This window comes from Achromobacter sp. FW305-C-13 (genome assembly GCF_058783475.1).
Genome location: NZ_JBYSYN010000002.1, coordinates 918,316 through 938,007, shown reverse-complemented (window position 1 = coordinate 938,007; position 19,692 = coordinate 918,316). Strand labels below are relative to the sequence as shown.

At 56.9% G+C, this 19,692-nt stretch carries 13 protein-coding genes, 2 pseudogenes and 1 other annotated feature; of the genes and pseudogenes, 3 read left to right on the top strand and 12 right to left on the bottom strand.

Features of this window, described 5'->3' with window-relative positions; translation table 11 throughout:
- From AC3WMU_RS15725 to AC3WMU_RS15705, 5 genes are all read right to left on the bottom strand, one after another.
- Nucleotides 1-2,694: a PD-(D/E)XK nuclease family protein gene (locus AC3WMU_RS15725; protein ID WP_492282628.1), complete on the bottom strand. Its 2,694-nt coding sequence runs from the start codon at nt 2,692-2,694 to the stop codon at nt 1-3.
- 72 nt (nt 2,695-2,766) lie between these two features.
- A complete protein-coding gene (locus tag AC3WMU_RS15720) occupies nt 2,767-4,422 on the bottom strand; it encodes an ATP-binding domain-containing protein (protein WP_492282627.1) in 1,656 nt (551 codons plus the stop codon).
- A 506-nt stretch (nt 4,423-4,928) separates the two neighbouring features.
- The gene (locus AC3WMU_RS15715; protein ID WP_492282626.1) at nt 4,929-5,078 is read right to left on the bottom strand and encodes a hypothetical protein; all 150 of its coding nucleotides are present in this window, start codon (nt 5,076-5,078) and stop codon (nt 4,929-4,931) included.
- 100 nt (nt 5,079-5,178) lie between these two features.
- Nucleotides 5,179-6,204, bottom strand: coding sequence for a helix-turn-helix transcriptional regulator (locus AC3WMU_RS15710; protein WP_492282625.1), 1,026 nt, complete (start codon nt 6,202-6,204; stop codon nt 5,179-5,181).
- Nucleotides 6,205-6,338: 134 nt separating this feature from the next.
- The gene (locus AC3WMU_RS15705; protein WP_492282624.1) at nt 6,339-7,016 is read right to left on the bottom strand and encodes a hypothetical protein; all 678 of its coding nucleotides are present in this window, start codon (nt 7,014-7,016) and stop codon (nt 6,339-6,341) included.
- Between the two features lie 392 nt (nt 7,017-7,408).
- Between AC3WMU_RS15705 and AC3WMU_RS15700 the strand changes: the two are divergent.
- Nucleotides 7,409-8,716: pseudogene (locus AC3WMU_RS15700) on the top strand (IS3 family transposase).
- Nucleotides 7,703-7,819: a sequence feature (AL1L pseudoknot), on the top strand. Its footprint overlaps the pseudogene before it by 117 nt.
- Nucleotides 8,717-9,265: 549 nt before the next feature.
- Here the strand turns inward: AC3WMU_RS15700 and AC3WMU_RS15695 are convergent.
- The 7 genes and pseudogenes from AC3WMU_RS15695 to AC3WMU_RS15665 form a co-directional block, all read right to left on the bottom strand.
- Nucleotides 9,266-10,192 carry a TniQ family protein gene (locus AC3WMU_RS15695; RefSeq protein ID WP_492282623.1) on the bottom strand — a complete coding sequence of 309 codons (927 nt, stop codon included), beginning with the start codon at nt 10,190-10,192 and terminating at the stop codon, nt 9,266-9,268.
- The gene (locus tag AC3WMU_RS15690) at nt 10,189-10,635 is read right to left on the bottom strand and encodes a hypothetical protein (protein ID WP_492282820.1); all 447 of its coding nucleotides are present in this window, start codon (nt 10,633-10,635) and stop codon (nt 10,189-10,191) included. The genes AC3WMU_RS15695 and AC3WMU_RS15690 overlap by 4 nt, the downstream gene beginning before the upstream one ends.
- 93 nt (nt 10,636-10,728) lie before the next feature.
- Nucleotides 10,729-11,154: pseudogene (locus AC3WMU_RS15685) on the bottom strand (TniQ family protein); the annotation flags it as partial.
- Nucleotides 11,120-11,998 (bottom strand): TniB family NTP-binding protein, encoded by an 879-nt coding sequence (locus tag AC3WMU_RS15680; protein ID WP_492282622.1) that lies wholly within the window; start codon nt 11,996-11,998, stop codon nt 11,120-11,122. The pseudogene AC3WMU_RS15685 and the gene AC3WMU_RS15680, both read right to left, overlap by 35 nt.
- A gap of 2 nt (nt 11,999-12,000) precedes the next feature.
- The gene (locus AC3WMU_RS15675; protein WP_492282621.1) at nt 12,001-13,983 is read right to left on the bottom strand and encodes a TnsB C-terminal domain-containing protein; all 1,983 of its coding nucleotides are present in this window, start codon (nt 13,981-13,983) and stop codon (nt 12,001-12,003) included.
- Nucleotides 13,940-14,605, bottom strand: coding sequence for a Tn7 transposase TnsA N-terminal domain-containing protein (locus AC3WMU_RS15670; RefSeq protein ID WP_492282620.1), 666 nt, complete (start codon nt 14,603-14,605; stop codon nt 13,940-13,942). Before AC3WMU_RS15670 ends, AC3WMU_RS15675 begins: the two co-directional genes overlap by 44 nt.
- 260 nt (nt 14,606-14,865) lie before the next feature.
- Entirely contained in the window at nt 14,866-15,222 is a 357-nt protein-coding gene (locus AC3WMU_RS15665; protein WP_492282816.1) for a helix-turn-helix domain-containing protein, read from the bottom strand.
- 582 nt (nt 15,223-15,804) lie between these two features.
- Here AC3WMU_RS15665 and AC3WMU_RS15660 point away from each other — a divergent pair.
- Nucleotides 15,805-16,110 carry a hypothetical protein gene (locus AC3WMU_RS15660; RefSeq protein ID WP_492282619.1) on the top strand — a complete coding sequence of 102 codons (306 nt, stop codon included), beginning with the start codon at nt 15,805-15,807 and terminating at the stop codon, nt 16,108-16,110.
- 537 nt (nt 16,111-16,647) lie between these two features.
- Nucleotides 16,648-19,056 (top strand): hypothetical protein, encoded by a 2,409-nt coding sequence (locus AC3WMU_RS15655; protein ID WP_492282618.1) that lies wholly within the window; start codon nt 16,648-16,650, stop codon nt 19,054-19,056.
- Nucleotides 19,057-19,692: the final 636 nt, after the last annotated feature.

The window sequence follows — 19,692 nt, the reverse complement described above, 5'->3', positions numbered from 1 at the left end:
TTATTCCCTGCTGCCGAACAGCGCCGTGTAATCGCCGTGCCACGGCGCGGTTTCGCCCAGCGGCAGGCAGTCTTCCGGAGATGGCCCCGGTTCCGGATCGAGTCCCTCTCCGATCACGTCAACATGGCCTTCCTGCCACTGCCGCACCCGCCAGGCCCACGTGGCTCTGGCCTTCATGACGAGTTCCGATGCGTTGACGCCGTTCTTTGCACTGATGACACGGGCTTGTGGGCCGAAGACGTCTGGCGTAGCGGTCAACAGCAGAGCCTCACGGAATGTGAAATAGCCCACTGCGGCAGGCGGAGCTCCGAGTTCCTGCCGAATCATTTCGCCATACAACGCCAGTTGCAGGTATGTGCCGTCGGACAGCGCTTGCCGATACCGCTTCGCGCCCGTCCATTTGAGATCGAGCGCGGCGGTCCTGCCATCTGCCATACGCAATAACAGGTCCGTGGCGCCGTTGAGACGCAACGCGCCGAGCATGCCAGCCAGCGGCCGCTCGGCCTCGACGCGGACGACGCCGGCATGCGCCATATGCTGCAGCAACACCCACAGGCCGTGACGCATAGTGTTCTTGAACTGAAAGAGCGCGGCGCTGTTGCCCGGCGCAAGCAACGGCATGCCTTCCTGTTCAAGCAATCTTGCCAACTCTGGCTCCAGCCACGCTTCCAATTTGGCCTGGCTCCACGATGGCGCACCATCGTTGACGAATAGGGTCTCCACCAGGCGGTGCGCGAGGTTGCCGAGCAAGCGGCCATCCTTCGTGACCACCGTAGCCCGCCCAATACGCAAACCGGCCGCATACTTCAACACGGCGATCGCGGGGTTGTTGAAATGAAGATCCAATGACGTGTAAGACTGCGAGGGCAGGCGTGTCGGAAGTGGATAGATGGCCCGCCAGGGCGCTTCCGTATCCAACTCCCAGACGCCTTGCGCGCGTTGCAAGGGCAGAGGTGCGACCTGCCTCAACTGGTCGCGCACCATTGGATGCTCTTCGAGCTGCGATGCGACCATCGCAGGCGCGAGCAAGGCGATAAGCTGCCATGCCGGATGGTCTTCCGCCGGTGCCGGCGGCAAGACCAGAATCAGGCGATCAACAGCAGTCAGCAGCGGCCGCATCCACAACGCGGCCAGGCTGCCCATGGCGAAAGCCTGGTCCACAAGCTCGACCCCGCCCGCTGCCAGTGCCTCGATTTCAGGACGGCTCCACGGGTGTCCCGCAGGCAGCTTCGGAGCGGAAGGCATCCACCAGATGACTTCAGCGACCGGTCCCAGGGCGCAGGCTTCGGGCGCCTTGGCGCTGAGCATGCAAGCCGCCTCGGCCACGGCCAGGCTATTGCCGCAGGCCGTGGTCGCCTGAGCGCATAGCTGTTCGAGCAACCGGGGCTTGACGTGCTTCACCCCGTCCCGTTGCAGCGACTGGAGGCCGCTCAGTGTCCCCGCGCATTGGCTCAGGGCCGCGCCAAGATCGCGCGCCCCCGCGTCGGTAGGCATGAGGTGCAGCAAACGGCCGCGCAGCGCCTGCGCCAGCAGTTTGACCCGCTCGATTGCATAGTCAATGGGCGCACCGAGGGCTCGCGGATGGCGGGGCGATTCAAGCCAGACCCGGATGTGTTGCTCCAGTTCCGCGCGAAGTTCGGGCGGAGTCTCGGCCAGCAGGCGCTCGCGCGCGTTGACCCACTCGGCCCCGCCGATACCCGGATGCTCTGAAAAGACCGTGCCGAACGCGCGACGCGCCGAAGCCCGGAACGGGCCGATCGGATGCATGAGGAAATCGAGCAGGCGCGCAGGTTCCAGAGGATCCCAGAAGGTCTCGAAGATCAGCGGCAACGCCAGCAAAGCTGGGCGCAAGGCACTGGACTCGTCAAAACCGCAGGCCGGTGCGCCGTTGACACGCAAGGTATCGTCGACCGAAGCGCCGTGCTGCTCGCTGACCAGGAGCATCTGGGCCTGCCCGGCATGATAGTGATGAGCCAGCCATTGCTCCGCGGTTTCGCACGTGTGGGGACGAAGTACGACAATCGAGCCATCGCTACCGTCGATATCCGGCTGAGCCGTGAACGATTGGTCAAGCGACACCGCATCTGACACGGCACGTTGCAGACGCCCCAGTTGCGTATGCGGCTCGGCCGCGGGAACCTGGACGCTTCCATCGACAACTGGAAATCGGGCCAGCAGCCTACGCCACAAGGACGGAAAGAGCTTGCAGTCCTCCAGCAGTACGATCTCGCCGACCGGTACGCTGCGCTCATCGAGGCAGCGCAGGACAGCAATCAGGCGATCGCCTTCGCCGGGGGGCAACAAGCCGGCCGCCGCGGCTTCGACGACGGCCATGTCCGACAAGCGAGGCGGCCATCCCACTCCCACGGCGCCAGTCCATCCGCCAAGAATCCATTCGTCGCGCCACTGCAGGAGCCGGGCTGCGGTGCCAATTTCATCAGCCGCCAAACTGTCGTGAAAAAACCTGTCCGGTCCATCGGATTGACGCAATGCCAGCAGGAAGGCCGCGGTCCGCTCAGCCACACTGACTGGCAACGACGAGAGGCCGAGCCAAGTTTCCAACATCGCGAGAAAGGCCTGACGTCCCACGGTCGCGCGTTCGAGCGACGACCCGGGGTGAGGCCCTTGCCACTGCTCGATATGCAGGCCCAGGGTAATTCTCAGCGCTGTCGTGGTGCCTTGTTGCTCTTGCATTTCGCTCGCTCTTTGGTCATAGGTGCGGATTGGGGTGACCGGCCACCTCCACGGGAGCGGCCACGGGATTGATCACGCCGGTGTCGGACAGACTTCGAGACGTTCGAGCAATCGTGCCGCCGCCCGCTCGGACATGACCAAGACCAGCTTCATCGAGGCGCGCGTCGCGCCTACGAACAAGCGGCGAACCTCGTCGTCGCCCAGCATTTCGAAGTCGATCTCCGCCATCACGACTGCCGGCGCGGACTGCCCCTTGAAGCGGTGCACGGTATCCGTCACCAGCGTGCCGTCGGAATACTGCGGCCTGCCCTCACCGTCGTAGGTGCCAAGAAATTTTCTCAGCACATATGAACCCAATTGATCGTAGGACAGGATGCGAGAGCTATCCCTTCCTCGATAACTGAGAAGCGCGATGTCCGTCGTCGCGAACCCGGCCAATTGGCACAGGCGCACACCTTCTTTAACTTGGTCGAGCAATTGCGCGCCAGTCTCGTAGGTAAGGAATTCCACGTCGTGGCCCGCGACGGGCGATGCCGGCACGACAGCCACTCCCTCCGGGACCAATGCTTGCAGCAATTGGACGACAGGGCGCGGACTGCGGAAATTCATGTCTGCTCGCAGGCGTATCCAACCCGGCAGTTCTACGGCGGCATGGCGATACAGCTTCTGCATCGGATCTTCGAGCCACAGCATGCGGGCATCATCGCGGGCATGGCGCAGAATCAGCTCAAACCATTCGGCCTTGATGTCCTGCCCCTCATCGATGATGACCGTGTCGAAGATCAGATCCGGCGGGACCGCCAGTTCCCGGCAGGAGTTGACCAGTTGCTCGAAGGCCATGGCCGAATTGAAGTCAGGCACCGATCCCGACTGTCTTACCATGCGTACGCACAGCATGTGGAACGTGCACACCACGCCGCCAGCCGGCACGATCTCGGCAATGTGATCTGCCAGTGGCCGGTTGAAGCAGAGATATAGCGGCCTGCGTCCGGCTTCAATTGCCGCGCGGTATTCGGCTAGGGCCAACTGCGTCTTTCCAGAGCCAGCCGTACCGCTCACGTGCAGTCGAAAGGGCGTCATGTCGATTTGCCGGGCCCAGTACGCCAAGCCGCTGGACACGCGGGTGACCAGGGCCTTGGCCTGCCCCACCAAGGCGCTGGCATCCGCCTCCAGTTGAATGACGTCGCAGAGAAACCGATGCACCTGCGCGTACAACGGACCCGCGATGCCTGCAGGGAGAATCTGCTGGATCACCGTACACAATGCGTCGCGTCGGCCGGCGTCCACGATACGCTCGGACATCACGCCCACCGTTTGCGGCGTCTTGCACAAATAGTCGGGGCAATAGAGCAGATGCTCAATCTCGATGTAAGCACCATTCAAGACCCGTGCCAGCTTGCCTCGCAGGCTGTTCACCGTGCGGCCCATCTGTGCGGATACCGATTTCAGTTTGCCGCCGCCGTAGTTCTTGGCCAGCCCATCAGGCGTATCTTCCAATGGTCCGCATTTCTGCTCGATAAGCATCATGTGTCCGGCCTGGTTGACGATTACGAAATCGACTTCGCCGTGGATGGCGTGGGATCGTTCGATATTGGTCCAATGCACGGCGTGATACACCGTATATTCATCCGGCAACCCCTGCGCCAACAACTCCAGCGTCTCGAATTCCCGACGCATTGCGCCAATGGCATCCATGGTCTGCCAACCATCCGGCACGATACGCGCCATGTTGCGAAGCTCCTTTGCAGGCGAAATTGGCGGGCGGTGCCGGGGAAAAGTACAGGGCTTCAGCCTGAAGAACGGACCACCTCATTGCCAGAAGGGTCTGCCCAACCAAGATCAACATTTTGATTTAATTGTACGCATCTGAATACATATGCGTCAGCATACCCTATCCAGCAGTTTTTTTGATTGCTACCTGATTGCCGCCTTAACGGATAGTGGGCCACGCCCCGGCCCCGAGTCGAGAAGCGTGGCGAAATCCTTCCGCTTTATCCTGAACTAAGAAGGCGTTTCAGCCGGCTCGCAATCAGCGCTGGCGTCGAAGGCGCGATGCATCGCAATTGCCTTGATTGGCATTTTGGACAGTGGGCCGCAATATCCCGCCCAACGACAAGCGCGTCACTGATGGGCGCAAATGTCTGTGCCCAATTGCATTCGGTGCAGATCTGGGTGAACGGCCAGGGACGGATAGACATGCTGCGATTCCAGGAAAATGCGAGCTTACGCCTGGCTCAATTATTTCTCGCGCAGGCGTCTTCTGCCGCATCTCGCCTGACCGCCTCAATGTATCTGCCCAGGATTGCTGTACTTAATACACCCGTCACGAAAACGATAGCGAATGCAGCCAAGTGTTCCAGGGGCGTGGCGTTGTTGCTGATCATGTGAATTCCAGGATAGGAAGAATTGGCAGCCCGATGGCTGCCGCACCGCAACCAGAATAAGAGGCGATCGGGACATTACGTGTATCGATCACCCACTCGTTCACGCACGCGTTGCATAAAGCGCCGCAAGCGTTTCCGCTTCGTTGGCCATTTCCTCGCGTAGACTTGCCGGCCCCAAGACTTCGACATTCGGGCCAAACGCTCTCAGCCACCAACGCAGGCGCTTGCTGAGCAAGACCGTCCCCCTGACCCGCAGTTCTGATCCGACATACTCCGCCACTTGATCATCGGATAGTGGCGATTCGATCAGGTGACTGCCAGCGCCGCTGAGAAACCGCAGCTCCAGCTTGATGGCGCCCTCCACCATGAAATCGAACTGCCGCTGCTGTTTCACATACTCGGCCAAGCTGAATTCCCGGGGATAGGCGAATATCTCTGGCAGCATGGTTGCGCTGACCACCCTGTCAAGCCGATACATGGCAGGCTTGGGATAGCCGACCATGGCTGCGACAAGATAAATCACCCCGCCCACCTCGACCAATCCCAGCGGGTCGATAGTCTTCGTCGTTTCCTGATCCCCTTTGGAGCGAACGCGATACACCACTTCGAGTTTCTGCTCGAAAAATAGCGCACGGGAAACGGTAGAAAAGGTGTTTGAGTCTATGGCCGGATGCTGCAAGGCAAAGGCCCCGCTTTCTACTTCGACCTTGTCCACCCATTTCCGATAGCGGCGTTCGCTGTCGCTGTGCGAAACGTCCAGCCGTTTCTCTGCAGTGTCGAACAAGGAAGACAGCGACTCGGAAACCAGCGACGGAATCTGGCGGGATGAAAAGCGCTTCAAAGTTTGCAGCGCCAGCGCTTGTTCATGCGTCATCAAACCGGCCGACCTGGCGGCCACACCTCCAGCGCCGGCCCGCCTGCGCCAGACCAGCGCCGTGCCACGCTTTTCGGACTCCACCAACTGCTGGTCGAGCAACTTCTGCAATGTGCGCAAAACAGTCTTGACGACGGGAGGCTCGGGATATGACCGGCACAACTCCCGGTGTATTTCCGGCGTACTCATGAAGTGCCCGCCTTGCTCGGCGTCCTTCAAGACGTGAAATATATTGGCGATCAGCGGGGGCATGCAGCAACTCACTCACTTCGACATGAAGTTGCTACGATAACAAACTGGGATTTACCAGAAATGTCATCGCCCACGCAGGCCGGCCCGGGAAACTCCGGGATGCAGAAGTCGCGGTGAAAATAATCGGCCAAAATTTAATCGAGCGCGGGCCAGGAAAAACCAAGCAAGGCGTCCACGCGCATCGCACCATCCAGAGTCATGGGCACTGCGACCAAAGGCCGCAATTCGTGCAAACCCGCTTCAATTATCGTGCGCTGCAACTCATGCTCGGGAACGCCGGCAACGGCGAGCGCTGCAGGTTGCATCAGCAGTGCCGTCAGCGCCTCGCGCAACACCTCGGAAAAGCCCGCGGCGGTTTCCTCAAAACCAAGTACGGCAAGAAGATTGGCATCGGCGAACTTGCACGCCGCGCGCCATGCAGGCACGGCCTTATAGCCCTCCGCACGGGTCCACTCCAGAGCCGCCAGCGCCCGCACTGCCGTTTGTACGGCGCACGCCCACGGCTTGTCCGCCGCCATGACCCAGACACCCTTGCGAACAGCGGGCAACTGGCTGACCCGGCCACGGCACAACGCCAAGGCCGCCACGCCCTGCTCACGGGCCTGACGCATGGCCTCGAGCGGGCCATAGGCGTTCCATTCGGCGCGCCCTTTTCCCGTCAATGCGGCGAAGTCCACGAGATGCAACGACAGCGCGCCGTGCGGCGCGTCCGTATCCGCGTGCCAATCAAATACTGGCACTTCCTCCGCAAGCTGCCGCACAAGCAAAGCGACATCCTCCCCAGACATCCCCCAGCCGTGCAGGGCGACCACGGGGCGATTGGATGCAGTATGAGTTCCACGGGTTGCTATTGAGTCCGACACTGTGTCTCCACTTGAGTTGGGAGTACGCAGTTTCGATCGCGGTCAGGACATTAGCTGTCTCGAAGGGCGCATTGGTTGTATTTACTTGCTAGGCCGCTTGAGTCGCCCGGGATAATGCGGAGGAGTGGACTCACAACATCTGCTGCAGCACTATCCCGCGAGCAGGACGGTTATCAAGAGATCGACGTACACCAAGGAACGGCTATTCACTACGACGGCTCCCGGCCGAGGCTGTGTGAAAACTCTTCACGGCTCGCCTCTTACTAATTAAAATTGGCCAACCCGTTTGAGCAAGATGCTGAATCGCCCCGGGTTTTGCGGAGGCTCCTACTGTTGAGAGAATGCGAGCCATGAGCAGAAACAACGCGAACAAGTTTCCCCCTGAAGTGCGCGAGCGCGCGGTGCGCCTGGTGCAGGAGTCGCGCAGCGAGTACCCGTCGCTGTGGGTGGCGGTCGAGTCCATCGCGCCCAAGATCGGCTGCCCGGCGCAGACGCTGGTGACCTGGGTCAAGCGCCACGAAGTCGACAGCGGACAGCGCGAAGGCGGTCACCACCAGCTAGCGAGAACGCATCAAGGAGTTCGAGCGGGAGAACCGAGAGCTGCGCCGCGCCAACGACATCCTGCGCACCGCCAGCGCTTTTTTCGCGCAGGCGGAGCTCAACCGTAAACTGAAGTCGTAAACCCCTACATCGACCGGCACCGGGAGGTTTACGGGGTCGAGCCGATCTGCAAGGTATTGCAGGTTGCCTCGTCGGCCTATCGGCGCCATGCCGCGCGGCTGCGCGACTCGGCGCGGCGCAGCGACCGTGCGCGGCGTGACGAACAGCTCATGCCGCACGTCCAGCGAGTCTGGCAAGAGAACCATCGCGTCTACGACGCCGACAAGGTCTGGCGGCAGTTGAACCGCGAAGGCGTGGTGGAGGCCAGTTGTACGATCGAACGACTGATGCGCGCTCAGGGCCTGCAAGGCGTGCGGCGCGGCAAGCGGCTGCGAACGACCATCGCTGATGACGCGGCCAGCCATCCAATGGATCGGGTCAACCGGCAGCTCCGGGCCGAGCGGCCGAACCAGTTGTGGGTCTCGGGCTTCAGCTACGTCTCGACCTGGCAGGGCTGGCTGTACGTGGCCTTCGTCATCGACGTCTACACCCGGCGCATTGTCGGCTGGCGCGTGAGCAAATCCATGACGACGGACTTCGTGCTTGACGCACTGGAGCAGACCCTATACGCCCGCCAGCCTGGTAACGATGGTTATCTGACCCAGTTAGTTTGCACCCCCTCAAACGTAAAAGTGGGTCAACTCTGCCTGCAAATCAACAATCACTCCGATAGGGGATCGCAGTACGTCAGCATCCGCTATAGCGAACGCCTGGCCGAAGCGGGCATCGAGCCGTCCGTGGGCAGCCGTGGTGATAGTTACGACAACGCCTTGGCCGAAACCATCAACGGCTTGTACAAGGCTGAACTGATTCACCGCCGCGCATCCTGGAAAGCCAGGGAATCTGTCGAGCTGGCAACGCTGGAATGGGTCGCCTGGTTCAACCATAAGCGCCAGCACTGATCCATCGGCTATATCCCGCCGGCCGAGGCTGAGGCAAACTACTACAACCTACTCGGAACATCAGCCGGTGAGGCTGTTTTACTTTAATCAAACAGCCTCCGCGAAAACCGAGGCGATGCACTGAGACTACAGCGCAGTGCTTTGAGAGCGCAAATCAGGGTGCGGTCTCAAAGCGTTCAATCGTAGTTTTATCGGCAACACTTCGACTATGACGATTAATGGCGTTACCAATCTCGCGCCCGAAACCACTCACCGATTGGCGCTATTTTCCCGACGCCTTAAACGTGCTCGCGAAGAGAGAGGCTGGACGCTGGATCGCATAACCAGGGTAGCCGACCTCGACGCCGCCACTGTCTTGGCAGCGGAAAACGGCGATCCCACGATTCCTATTGGCGCGTACCTCGCGATACTCTGGGCATTGGATCTCGACTCTGACGTTGATAATTTAGCAGCGCCGAGAACCGCCCTACCAAACAATTCAATCGACACCAATTTTTAGGTGAATAGCGATACAACGGCGCCGTTCCATTCGATCTCATTCGCCCCTGTTGAAAGGATGGATTCCGCTATCACCTACAAAGCGCGCTTCGCTTCACGACGACTTTTTAACGAAATCTGACGCCGGCAGACATTGCGCTAGCGCATGCGCTGCTCGGATGCCAAATACGACAAAGTCGAGAACCTGGCCAAAAGAGCTGCCTCAGCCAACTGCTGCGCGGGTCCCATCCTCTTTCCCTGCTTGACTGAAACGAACTCCGAGCTGCTATCAATAAAGAAACCTGGCTCGCCGCCACGCCTCAGAGCTCGGATGGCTTCCATGATCTGAATCTTGAGCATTCTATTAAGCGGAACTGAGGCGCTACCAGCGCGAGTCCCACCTGCCAAAAGAATCGACGGGAGCAATGCCAAGGGAATTAACTGATCGATTCCTACCACGCGAAACCCTCCCCGAACAAGGGCTGCAGTGACAATATTCTGGAGGTCGATTAGATCCCGGATTTGATGCGGAGGATATCGATAGCTTCCCTCAACTGCATGTCGAAGTTCCGTCATGCAGTGTGGACATCGAGAACAAAGAGAGATGCCACACTGAGATGAACGCCGCCCATGATAGTCAAATGCACCCAATGTGCGCTCACAAGCCATACATACGTTCAAGATCGAGGAGCAGTGCTTCGGACAAACCATCCAGTATTTCAGCCGCCAAGTGCTACGCCAATAGGGATGTTCGTCTTCATCCAAGCAATGCGGACAATATCCCAACAGTGGCATCCCTGAACCGCATTCCTTGATCCAAGCGCGCAACCACTTCTCGCTTCGGAAGGCTCCAAAAAATTTAGACATTTGGCGAAGCGTGCCGAAGGAGCAGTCCAAACCTCGAGAAAATTTCGCGAGGATTTGCGGACCAATGGCGAGATCAAGATCCCGCCGCTTGATTACATTGAAGGCACGAAGCAACTCTGCAGCGGTCAAAGCATGGAGCTCTGCTGTTCGCAACAGCCAGGAGAAACACGACTCATCAGCGTGCGGCTTGGCGTGGATGTACAGGAGGCGCTCACTCATCTGACCGCTTCCGAATCACCCAGTGAAAGGTGCAGCTGAGCCGGAATTTTTCGAACATGGCCATCAAGAGTGGCAAGTTCCGGGATGAACGAGCAAACGGTCTCCAACTCTTCGCTGGTCAGTTCTTGGGCTAGCTCAGAACCCAACCATAGCGGCGCCCGTTGCGTCGGCGAGGCTTTCAAACTTTCAACGGCCGAATATACAAGCCGGACCGCAGACGTGACATCAGGAGCGCGAGTCACTTTTCCAGGTATGGGCTTTCCGCATGGCATCAAGGAGACTATGCCAAGGCTCCAGATCAACCGAAGCAAAGAATTGAGAGACAGCTGGTTGAAGAGCGGATGGTGCAACGCTGTGCCCGGCTCGGAACGCGTGAGCTTCTCTTCAAAATATGCGCACAAGCCCAACTCAATCTCGTCCTCCACGTCAATGACTTGATCCACGTAATTGGCGCCGCAAAAACAGTCAAGCATCCCAGGACGACGCCACGATATTCTTCGACCGCAAAAGCCACATTCATCAACCAAGCGAGTTCGATGCTTCCAGCAAGCCGTCGCAATCGAAATCTCCCAGTACGACCTAGCAACGCCCTCTTCAAGCAAGCATATGGGGCACAATCTTGGCCACGCATGCCTTAGAAGATAAGGGCGCGTGAACATAGTTTCATGAAAGATAACCACATCGCGCCCTTGGTCCCTAGCTAGTACCGGAGTGGCACGTGCTAGTGCATCCGGACTTGCACCGAACAAATACGCTACATACTTGACGGATCTCGCAGACAGATATCGATGACCAGGAGATTCGACGATCTCTGCGAGCTCGCTGAACGACACACCGTTCCGACAAGCCATCCTTAAGCCATAACCAGCCCCTGACTCGCCGTCACGAATTTCGTCTTGCTCCGGAAAGGGCCGCCCAAGATTTTGGTCAATCGGTAGCAAAAGGATTCTCCGCAGATGCATCTACACCCCGGTGAGCCACGAACGCATCCTTTAATATCTCCCGAGTCAACTCTGTCTTTTCCGCAGTTACGCCTATGCAAATCGCATGCACCAACAAGGTCTTGGTACTCCGCGGCGACCCCTTGGTCGCCTCCCAGAGGGTCACCGCCGTTCCTCTATCTTTGCTGATGATGGACAGGTCAAATTCTTTGCAGCCCGACGCCAAAGCGTTGAGAAAGCCTCGCCACTCTGTATTGAGCGCGAAATAGCCTAACCTGGCCACCGTTGGGATACGAGAAAGCAACTGTTCATCCAATCCTTCAAGACGGTCTATGGATTCTGTACCAAGCAAGACCACCGGAACCTGGACAAGATTCATGAGTCGCTTCAACCAATCAACGACGGGAGTTGCCGCCTTCACCCCGCCAGTCAGAAAAACGTGTTGAAATTCATCGATAGCGATCAGTCTCGTGCGGTGATGGGCGATCGCCTTGACCAACACAAGATTCACATCATTGTTGTTTCCGCTGGATCTTCCCAAGTTCCGTGCAGCGTAGTTGTAGTTGTCGAGAAGGTCGCCCTGCACCTGAGACACCGAGGGGTTTTCCTTCAGACTCGCAAAAATGATGTCCTTGGACCGCTCTTCATCACTAGCCTGCTCCATCCTGCTCCGAACAAATTCCAACAAGACCGTCTTACCGGACCCGCTGGGAGCGGACACCCTGACTCCCGCAAAGGTTCCCGCAAACTTCCCAACCTCGATAGCGTTCTCGATACTATTAGCCGCCGCATTGAACTTCGTGTGCGGGATGATCAAACCCTGAAACGTCTTAGCGATTTCAGTCGCTTTTCTCGAGTAAGCCATGTTTAGGCCCACCAGCTCTTGGCCGCTGGATCGAACACTTCGAACGTCGGAATCTCATGGTCAAGCAGTAACAATGAGTCTTCGCTTGTGGGCACTGAACAAGCATCATTCGTCGCCGGCAGTTCGGGCACACGGTCTGAACTAGCTCCATCAAGGACGGCAAGCTGCCGCAACTCGCGCCGCAGCTTTTTGCCATCTTTGACTGCCGTCGAGATTTGTTCACGCAGGTCTGCCTTCGCTTGCATAAGGTATTCAATTGCGCCATTACGGCGAAACCTAGCGTGAGCCTCTGATCTCATATATCGATGCTGATAGACCGACAATCCCCGTGCGTAATCGTGATGCAGACACGGAACCGATATCCAACCTCCCGTTGTCGGATCCTGGACCCAAATCGAGCCTAGATCGCCCGGATCGAAGCGCATGGAAGTCTGGAATCTCGGCTGTGGCTGCCGATTGGCCATTTCACCGAGTTCAACGCTGCGGTAGGGCAACCTAAAAAACTCCACACCGCCAGGCCCAACCGTCGTGATTTTCTGGAGCGCAGTCAGAAAGCGGAGTTCGTCTAAGTCGGGTACAAGCACCGGTGCGGGGTCGACTTCCAGACCCTCCTTAAGCCTGTCGATCGGCCGAACTAGTGTACGGTCAGGAATTTCAAAGGGGTGCACATCCACGACCCATTGGGTAATGATGGACGACAACTTGGAGAAGGTAATGCAAGCGTTCTTACTAGGATCGTTGGGTTCCTTCGCCACGCCTGGCTTGTGCGTCCTACCTTCGGGTGGAAGAAGTCTCATAACTTCCAGCATGTATCGTTCCACCGTTGGCTTGAACCAGGGGCGTCGGACAGGTCCAAACTCCAAGTCGCACCCGAGTACGTTTGCGATGCGCTTCAGTTGAGGAGACTGAAACGACAATGCGTTATCCACCACCAGACACTCCCACATACCTGGCGTGATCCACTCGTTTTTTAAGGGGATGCCCGCCACAATATCGTCCTTTAGCGTAAGCGCCATACGTATTGTCTTTGCCACGCGTCCCAGGCTTTCACCTTCGAAGCTGATATAGATCGCAAGTATGTAGTTCGTAAAGGAATCGATGATCATCGTAAACGTCGGACGACCTAGCGGAATGCACCTGTGGTCGTCAATGACGTGGATGTCCAAAATCGTGTGGTCCATTTCAACACGTTCCAGCGGGCGAGTTGCGTAAACGCCGCCGGTAGATCGACGCCACTTGTGTGCCGCATAAGTGGCGCCCTTACGGGCTCGATCTCTCTCGTACGCCGGAACGGTCTGACACAAGCGCCAGAATGATGTCCAGCTAATCGGCATATCAGCTTCGCGATCTAGGACTTTCAACTTGTTCTGATGGTCACCTAGATATATCTCGTACGTTTCACGCAGACTTCTCCCCCCCAGCTTGAAGTAGTGTGCGCGCATGCACTTCCACGCGACGCCAACGATCCACTCCGGCGTCCGGGATGGGCAATGGCGGAACGCCGTGCGCGGAATCAATGATGCGACGTTGTTGCCGCTATTCTCATAAGCCGTCATCCACCGGCAGACGGTCTTCATCGCTGGCGGATTCTTGTCTTCCAGCTTTTCCGCAGTCGCGCAGATCATTGCGGCCAGCTGAGTCGACCCAGCCGAACCTAGGCCGCGACGCCTCGCGGCTATCACGTAGTCTCTTTTGCGATTGAGAGCCCGCTCTTGCTCTACTGTAAGTCTCGAAAGCAAATGAGGGAGCGTCTCGCTAAGCTGCACTTTCGATAGCGACTCGTTTGCTGCACTCGAATCGCCTAGGATCAGCACCCGCCCTGCGCTGACCTCCTTTTGCAAAGCTGCGACTCCGTATGTCCTTCGGGCACCTGTAGCTACATCCTCGAGTTGTACTAAGGAGTTCCTCTCCAACAACCTATCAACCTCAAAATTTCGCTCATCAATCCTGAGGGCTAAGCCACGCTGAATAAGATGACGAGACATCACGCATCTCCTCAAAAGACCTGCATGAATAAATGTGGTCCAGGCTAAGGTCGGGCCGCAGAGCTAGCGCTTTCCGACCAATTGCGCCCAGAAGCTCGTGTGGGGCGAGACCAGTCTTCTCAACGAGCGTTGATAGCGAAATAGGAAAATTCAGCTTCGGAACCCAGCTGCGAACAGCGTCTGCATGCTGTCTGGCCGTCGTAGATATCGCTTGGCGCAGAATCCGAGCAGCACGTTTACGACGCTCACCGCGATCGATGTCGCGCTCAGTGCAAACAAGAAAGTGATAGCCCCGCTCCCGTAGGATTTCGCGGGCAGCGGTCAGCTTGTCGATATGTCTTGGCACGTGAACGTTAGGCTTCACTTCGACGACCAGTTGGGTCGAGTCAGCGAACGTCAGGAGTAGATCTGGGGTGTAGTGCAGCCCACCTGGCAGTACCAGCTTGAACGGTTGATCTTTGATTCGGACCAAACCGGGGCACAGCAGCGCAATACGAATAAAGCCCTGCTCTAACAGGCTCTCGTACTCGATCTGCTCATCTTGGAACCACGGGCAACTGATATAGCCAACGCGCCTATGTGGAGAGCGCGTCACTACCTTTCGGCCAGGCAGGAATGCCATTTCGAACCCCTTAGGCAGCGTTTATCCCCAGTTCAAGAAAAACTGTGAACGTAACTTGACCTCGCCGCACGAAGGAGAGAAACTGGAGGTGTCTAAGCCGCAGAGTCTCATTGCTTTGCGAAGCGCCGGTCATCTTTGAGGTGGTCGGCGTTTTACTTTTCTACATTTCGATCTCTCCCGGGTTCGAAGCACAGTTAGACTAAGTGCGCCGGCTTGTCATGTACGAGGGCGAAAGAAGAGGGCGGACTATTTCAGTTGGCCTAACTTTTATTGCTAACTGGGAAGACGGCTAATTGCACAGCCGTGAGCAGTTGTGGAGCAGCCATACGTCGTAGAAATTCTTCGAGTTTCTGCTCGCCATACCCGTTCATATGTTCAATGCCATCGACCGCCACGGACCAAATGGCGGCGTCCCACAATTGGTGGCGTTCCGATGCTGACGCCGAGAGCACGTCCGCGATGCGCATGATGTCCTCCCGCTTTGGAGGAAGGCGCCTGCCCCTCTCCATATGCGAAAGGTATGACGCATGGAACCCGAGATGCTGAGCCAACTCAGCGAGGGTCACTCCGTGCTGGGCGCGTAGCGCAGCCAGATTCCGTCCAAATATCCGCGACATAAGTGCTCGGCCAGAGAATGGTGCTTTCGACAGCGTAGCAAAAACTGGAGGCGGCGAATATTGTTTGATTAGCATGCGGATTCATTCTGGAAATTCGGTTTTGGGGAGTTCCTGCTGCAAAATTCAAAGGCCCCCTACGTCTAGCTCCTGCGCCTTTCGGCCTTTCAAAATGATGAACCAGGCTACGGGCTCATCTTGTTAATTCTCGGCGGTGGCCGCACTGCAGTAGAGGTAGCCTGCAAACATATCGATGCTTCTGAACTTCGAAGGCCTCACGTCAGCCCCTAGTAGCGACTTGGCTACGGCCGTCGCAATAGTGCGTCTGGCGGGAATACTTCATGCAACTCGCGCAGAGGTCGGGTCATGAAAAAAGCAATTCAACTCGGTACCGCCGTCCGCAGATCAGGATGAGCGCGCTCCGACCGGCACGGGACGTCGATCACACGCCTTCGACAGGTTCCTCTATGCTCGTCCACAGGAAATACGCATCCATCGCGTTCTATTCGGGTGCCTTGTCTCACTGACGCAATGAAATGCAACCCCATTAGGCATCAACGTCAACCACCCACCACAGGAGCACGTATGACTATCCTCTCGATGATGACCGCGGAAGAGCTTATGGAGCGTTTCGCCTGGCAGTTCAAGGCGGGATTTCGAATTTGTGGAAGCGTCCCTCCGTCGTGGAACGGCGTGCTTTTCGATCTCATGCTCGCAATTGAGAATCTTCTCGCCCCTGAAGAGCAAGAGCGATTCTGGTGGACCGACATCAAGGAGAAGCGAGGTGAGCTACGCGCCTACTATGTCAACGACAACGAGGAGGACAAAGAGTGGGAAGTTGCATCTCTCGTTGAACATGCCGAGAACCGCGTGGAGAAAATTATTCCTTAAAGCAGATGTACGAGCGCACCGCCGAGGGGCGAGCACCATCGCTCGATGCAGTGATCCAGCGCAGGAGCCGGGCAGCTCTAAGGACCAAAAAGCGATTCGACGGAATCCTAAGTTCTGCGGGGCGTGTGCCTCCTGCCATGCGACCGCTGTCGGCCAGAAGCGGACATTCGTGAACTTTGACTTGCTAACCTTTCGAACACGCTGATGAAGGCCGATGTGCTCCGACAGCACCTATGTACCCACGAAGAAGCCATAGGTTCGCTCCATATAGCGCTCGACGCATCATTTAGCTTGGAAGCGCCATCCAGGCCTCACAATCAAGGACCCATCCGCTTATGCTGACGCAGCACAGATTTGCATGTAGAAAGCGAACGACTAGGTTGACCAACGAACGCGGAATTTACCCACTAGGAAGCCACTCTCTCTCTGCCGTTGCGACAATAGCAAGTGGCAGTGATAATCGCCCGGGGCCTGAACACGCCTGTTAGGTTATGCTCGTTCAAATTATGAAATTTTCAATAAAAGAGGCTGTTAGTCTTGCAACTATACGAAGCGCTCAAACACGTCAAATCTGAAGAAGATGTCAAGGATCTGTACATCAAGGCCCTGGGCCTGAAATCGTATACCAAAGGCCTAATCGACATCCAAACCAAGGAAATTTGGTTCGAAGCCAAGGACACAGGCAAGCACAGCATCTACTCCCAGTTCACACAGTTGTTGCATTATGTCCAAGTGGCGTTGGACAAGGGCGAACACGTCCCGCCGTTCCTGGCTGTGATCGACACAGAGAAGGCGGCCGTTATGAAGTCCTCCGACGTCATCCCGTTCTTGGCGAAGAAATCGGTCAAGTGGGGCAAGTCGGCGTCCAAGTACACCCAGGAAGCATTGGAAGAAATCAGCGCGCATATCGGCACATATTTCGTGTCATTCCGTCTGGCCAGCAATGAGACTGAGTTCATTCAGACAATAAAAGCAGCCATCAAGTCTGGGGATATTATCCGGACTCAAATCACGCCGGACAACCTCAAGCAGGTGTTTGATAAGTGGGTTTCGTTCATAGGCAGAGAGATTGAAGGAGTCGCCGAGTCAGACTACACGCTGCTTTTCTACGCGGACGTGATGCACGACGGCACGGTGTCGACCTACAAGGGCTTACCTGCCAGCCTTGCCCAAGTAGACGGGCACCCGGCCTTCATCCTGGACGGCAAACTCCGCAAATTGGGCAACAAGGAGGGTTACCGGAGGTTCTGGGCTATCTATCACCGTCCACCAAAGGCGGAATACAGAGACTATTTATTGGAACGGCGGGACAGCCTGATTCCGCTTGATGAGCGCATGTTCAAAGGCGCGTATTACACCTCTTTATCCACTGTGGACAAGGCCTACGACCACCTTACGGGGGTACTTGGGCCAAACTGGCAGAAGAGCTACGTCGTGTGGGATATGTGCTGCGGCGTTGGCAACCTTGAGGTCAAGCACGCCAATCATCGCAACGTGTATATGAGCACATTGGATGAGGCAGACCTCGTCATGATGAAGTCCACTAAGACGTGCCCGGCGGCAACTAAGTTCCAGTACGACTACTTAAACGACGACATCGAAGAAGATGGGACGATTAACTATGAACTGACGAACAAGGTTCCAAAGGCACTGCGTGCCGCGATCGCCGAAGGCAAGAAGATCTTGGTGCTAATCAATCCCCCCTACGCTGAAGCCATGAATGCCATGGCTACTCGCGGGGATGGTGAGTCTTCCGCCAAAAAAAAGGTCGCAGCTACCAAAATGGGTACCACAATGAGCGGCTACGGGTACGCCGCTCGCGAGTTATTCGTGCAATTCTTAGTGCGCATCGCACGAGAGATTCCGAATGCCACTGTCGCTTGCTTTAGCAAGATGAAGCACATCGTTGCCCCAAACTTTGAGCCGTTCCGAGAGCACTGGAATGCAAATTACCTGGGCGGCTTCGTTATTCACAGCAAGGCATTCGAGGGCCTAAAAGGTGACTTTCCGATTGGCTTTTTAATATGGAAGATCTTTCCTCAAAACAAGGTGGCTACTAAGCTTTCCGAGGTGGCCACCGAAGTCATTGATAAGACAGCCAAGCCCATTGGGGCAAAAACGTTCCGCGTCGTAACGTCAGATCGCCTATTGGGCGAATGGATAACGCGAGCCAAGCCGAATAATACTCCCGCGCTTCCTCTAAGCAAGGCGATGACGCCCGCATCTGAAACGGCAAAAGACCTGCGAGGCCAGTGGTGGGCCGACGATGCGATAGGCGGACTTATTTCGCTCGGCTCGGATGTGCAACACAGCATGCAAACTGCGCTACTGTCATCAGGCTATTGCAGCGCAGGAGGATTATTGGTAACCCGAGCCAACGTTGACCAGGTCGCAGTGGTGTTTACTGTGCGCCGTATCGTCAAGCACACCTGGGTCAATGACCGTGATCAGTTCACAGCACCAAGCAAAAAGTTGACCGCTGAGTTTGCCAACGACTGTTTGATCTGGATGCTCTTCAACAACGGCAACCAAACCGTGGGGGCCGACGGAATTAATTGGCGTGGTAAGCAGTGGAGCCTCGTTAACCACTTTATCCCCTACCGCGAGGAAGAGGTCGGCGCTTCGGGCCCGTTCGAGTCAGACTTCATGTATAGGCACCTGACAGCAAAGAAGCTGTCTGCCGAAGCCAAAGAGGTGTTGGCCCAAGGACTTCCACTGTGGAGAGCTTTCTTCGCTGAGACGGACAGCTACAGCGTGCGAAAGCAGCTAATGCTGAATCGTGCCGACGCCGGTTGGCATCAAGTGCGCAATGCGCTGAAGCTGCGCAACTCTAGCGGCGACTTCTCGCCCATAAGTACGAAGGCTTTTGAAAAGGCTTACTTAGATTTGACCGCGAAGATTCGGCCCGGGGTCTATGAATTCGGTTTCCTGCAACTGGATGACTGACTGACCGAACGAAAGGCCCACTGACGTAGCTCTCCTCATCGGCAGATCTTTAACGCGGCTTTACAAGGGAAACCCAATTTACTCTCACCGCTATGACGGCTTCACCCACCTCGCCCCTGACTCGTTGGCCTTCTTGTTTTAGAAGCGATCGTTAAATTGCGGATGGTATTCCTTGCTAGGCTGGCCAGGTCGGCTTTCACCAAGTGCAGTGGGGTACAGAACTACGACGTACGAGCCGCTAGCGATGCCTAATCCTGCCATCGAGCGGACGGCTTCCAGCGTGCTTCGCACGCGTCCAGCCGCCGCTCATATTGAACCTTAGTGATTGTCTGCTGTGGGTCGGATGCGGTCGGTCGGCTCGAGGTACTTTCTGCCCAGGTTAAGGCCAAGGTCTCAAGTTGAATGAAATTCGACATCGGCCGCAGGCACAGATCCCCTACCCCCAACTTGAATGAACTTTTCGGTGCGAAATCCAAGTTGAATGAACTTTTCGGACAAGAAACCAAGTTGAATGAACCAAATAACAACCATGAGCCGAGCACCGTTCTACCGCCCTTTGCTCGCTGAATTTTGAACCTCGGGGGCCAAATCGGGCTTTAACCCGCGTGGACGGGACATCGACACATTTGTCAGCCG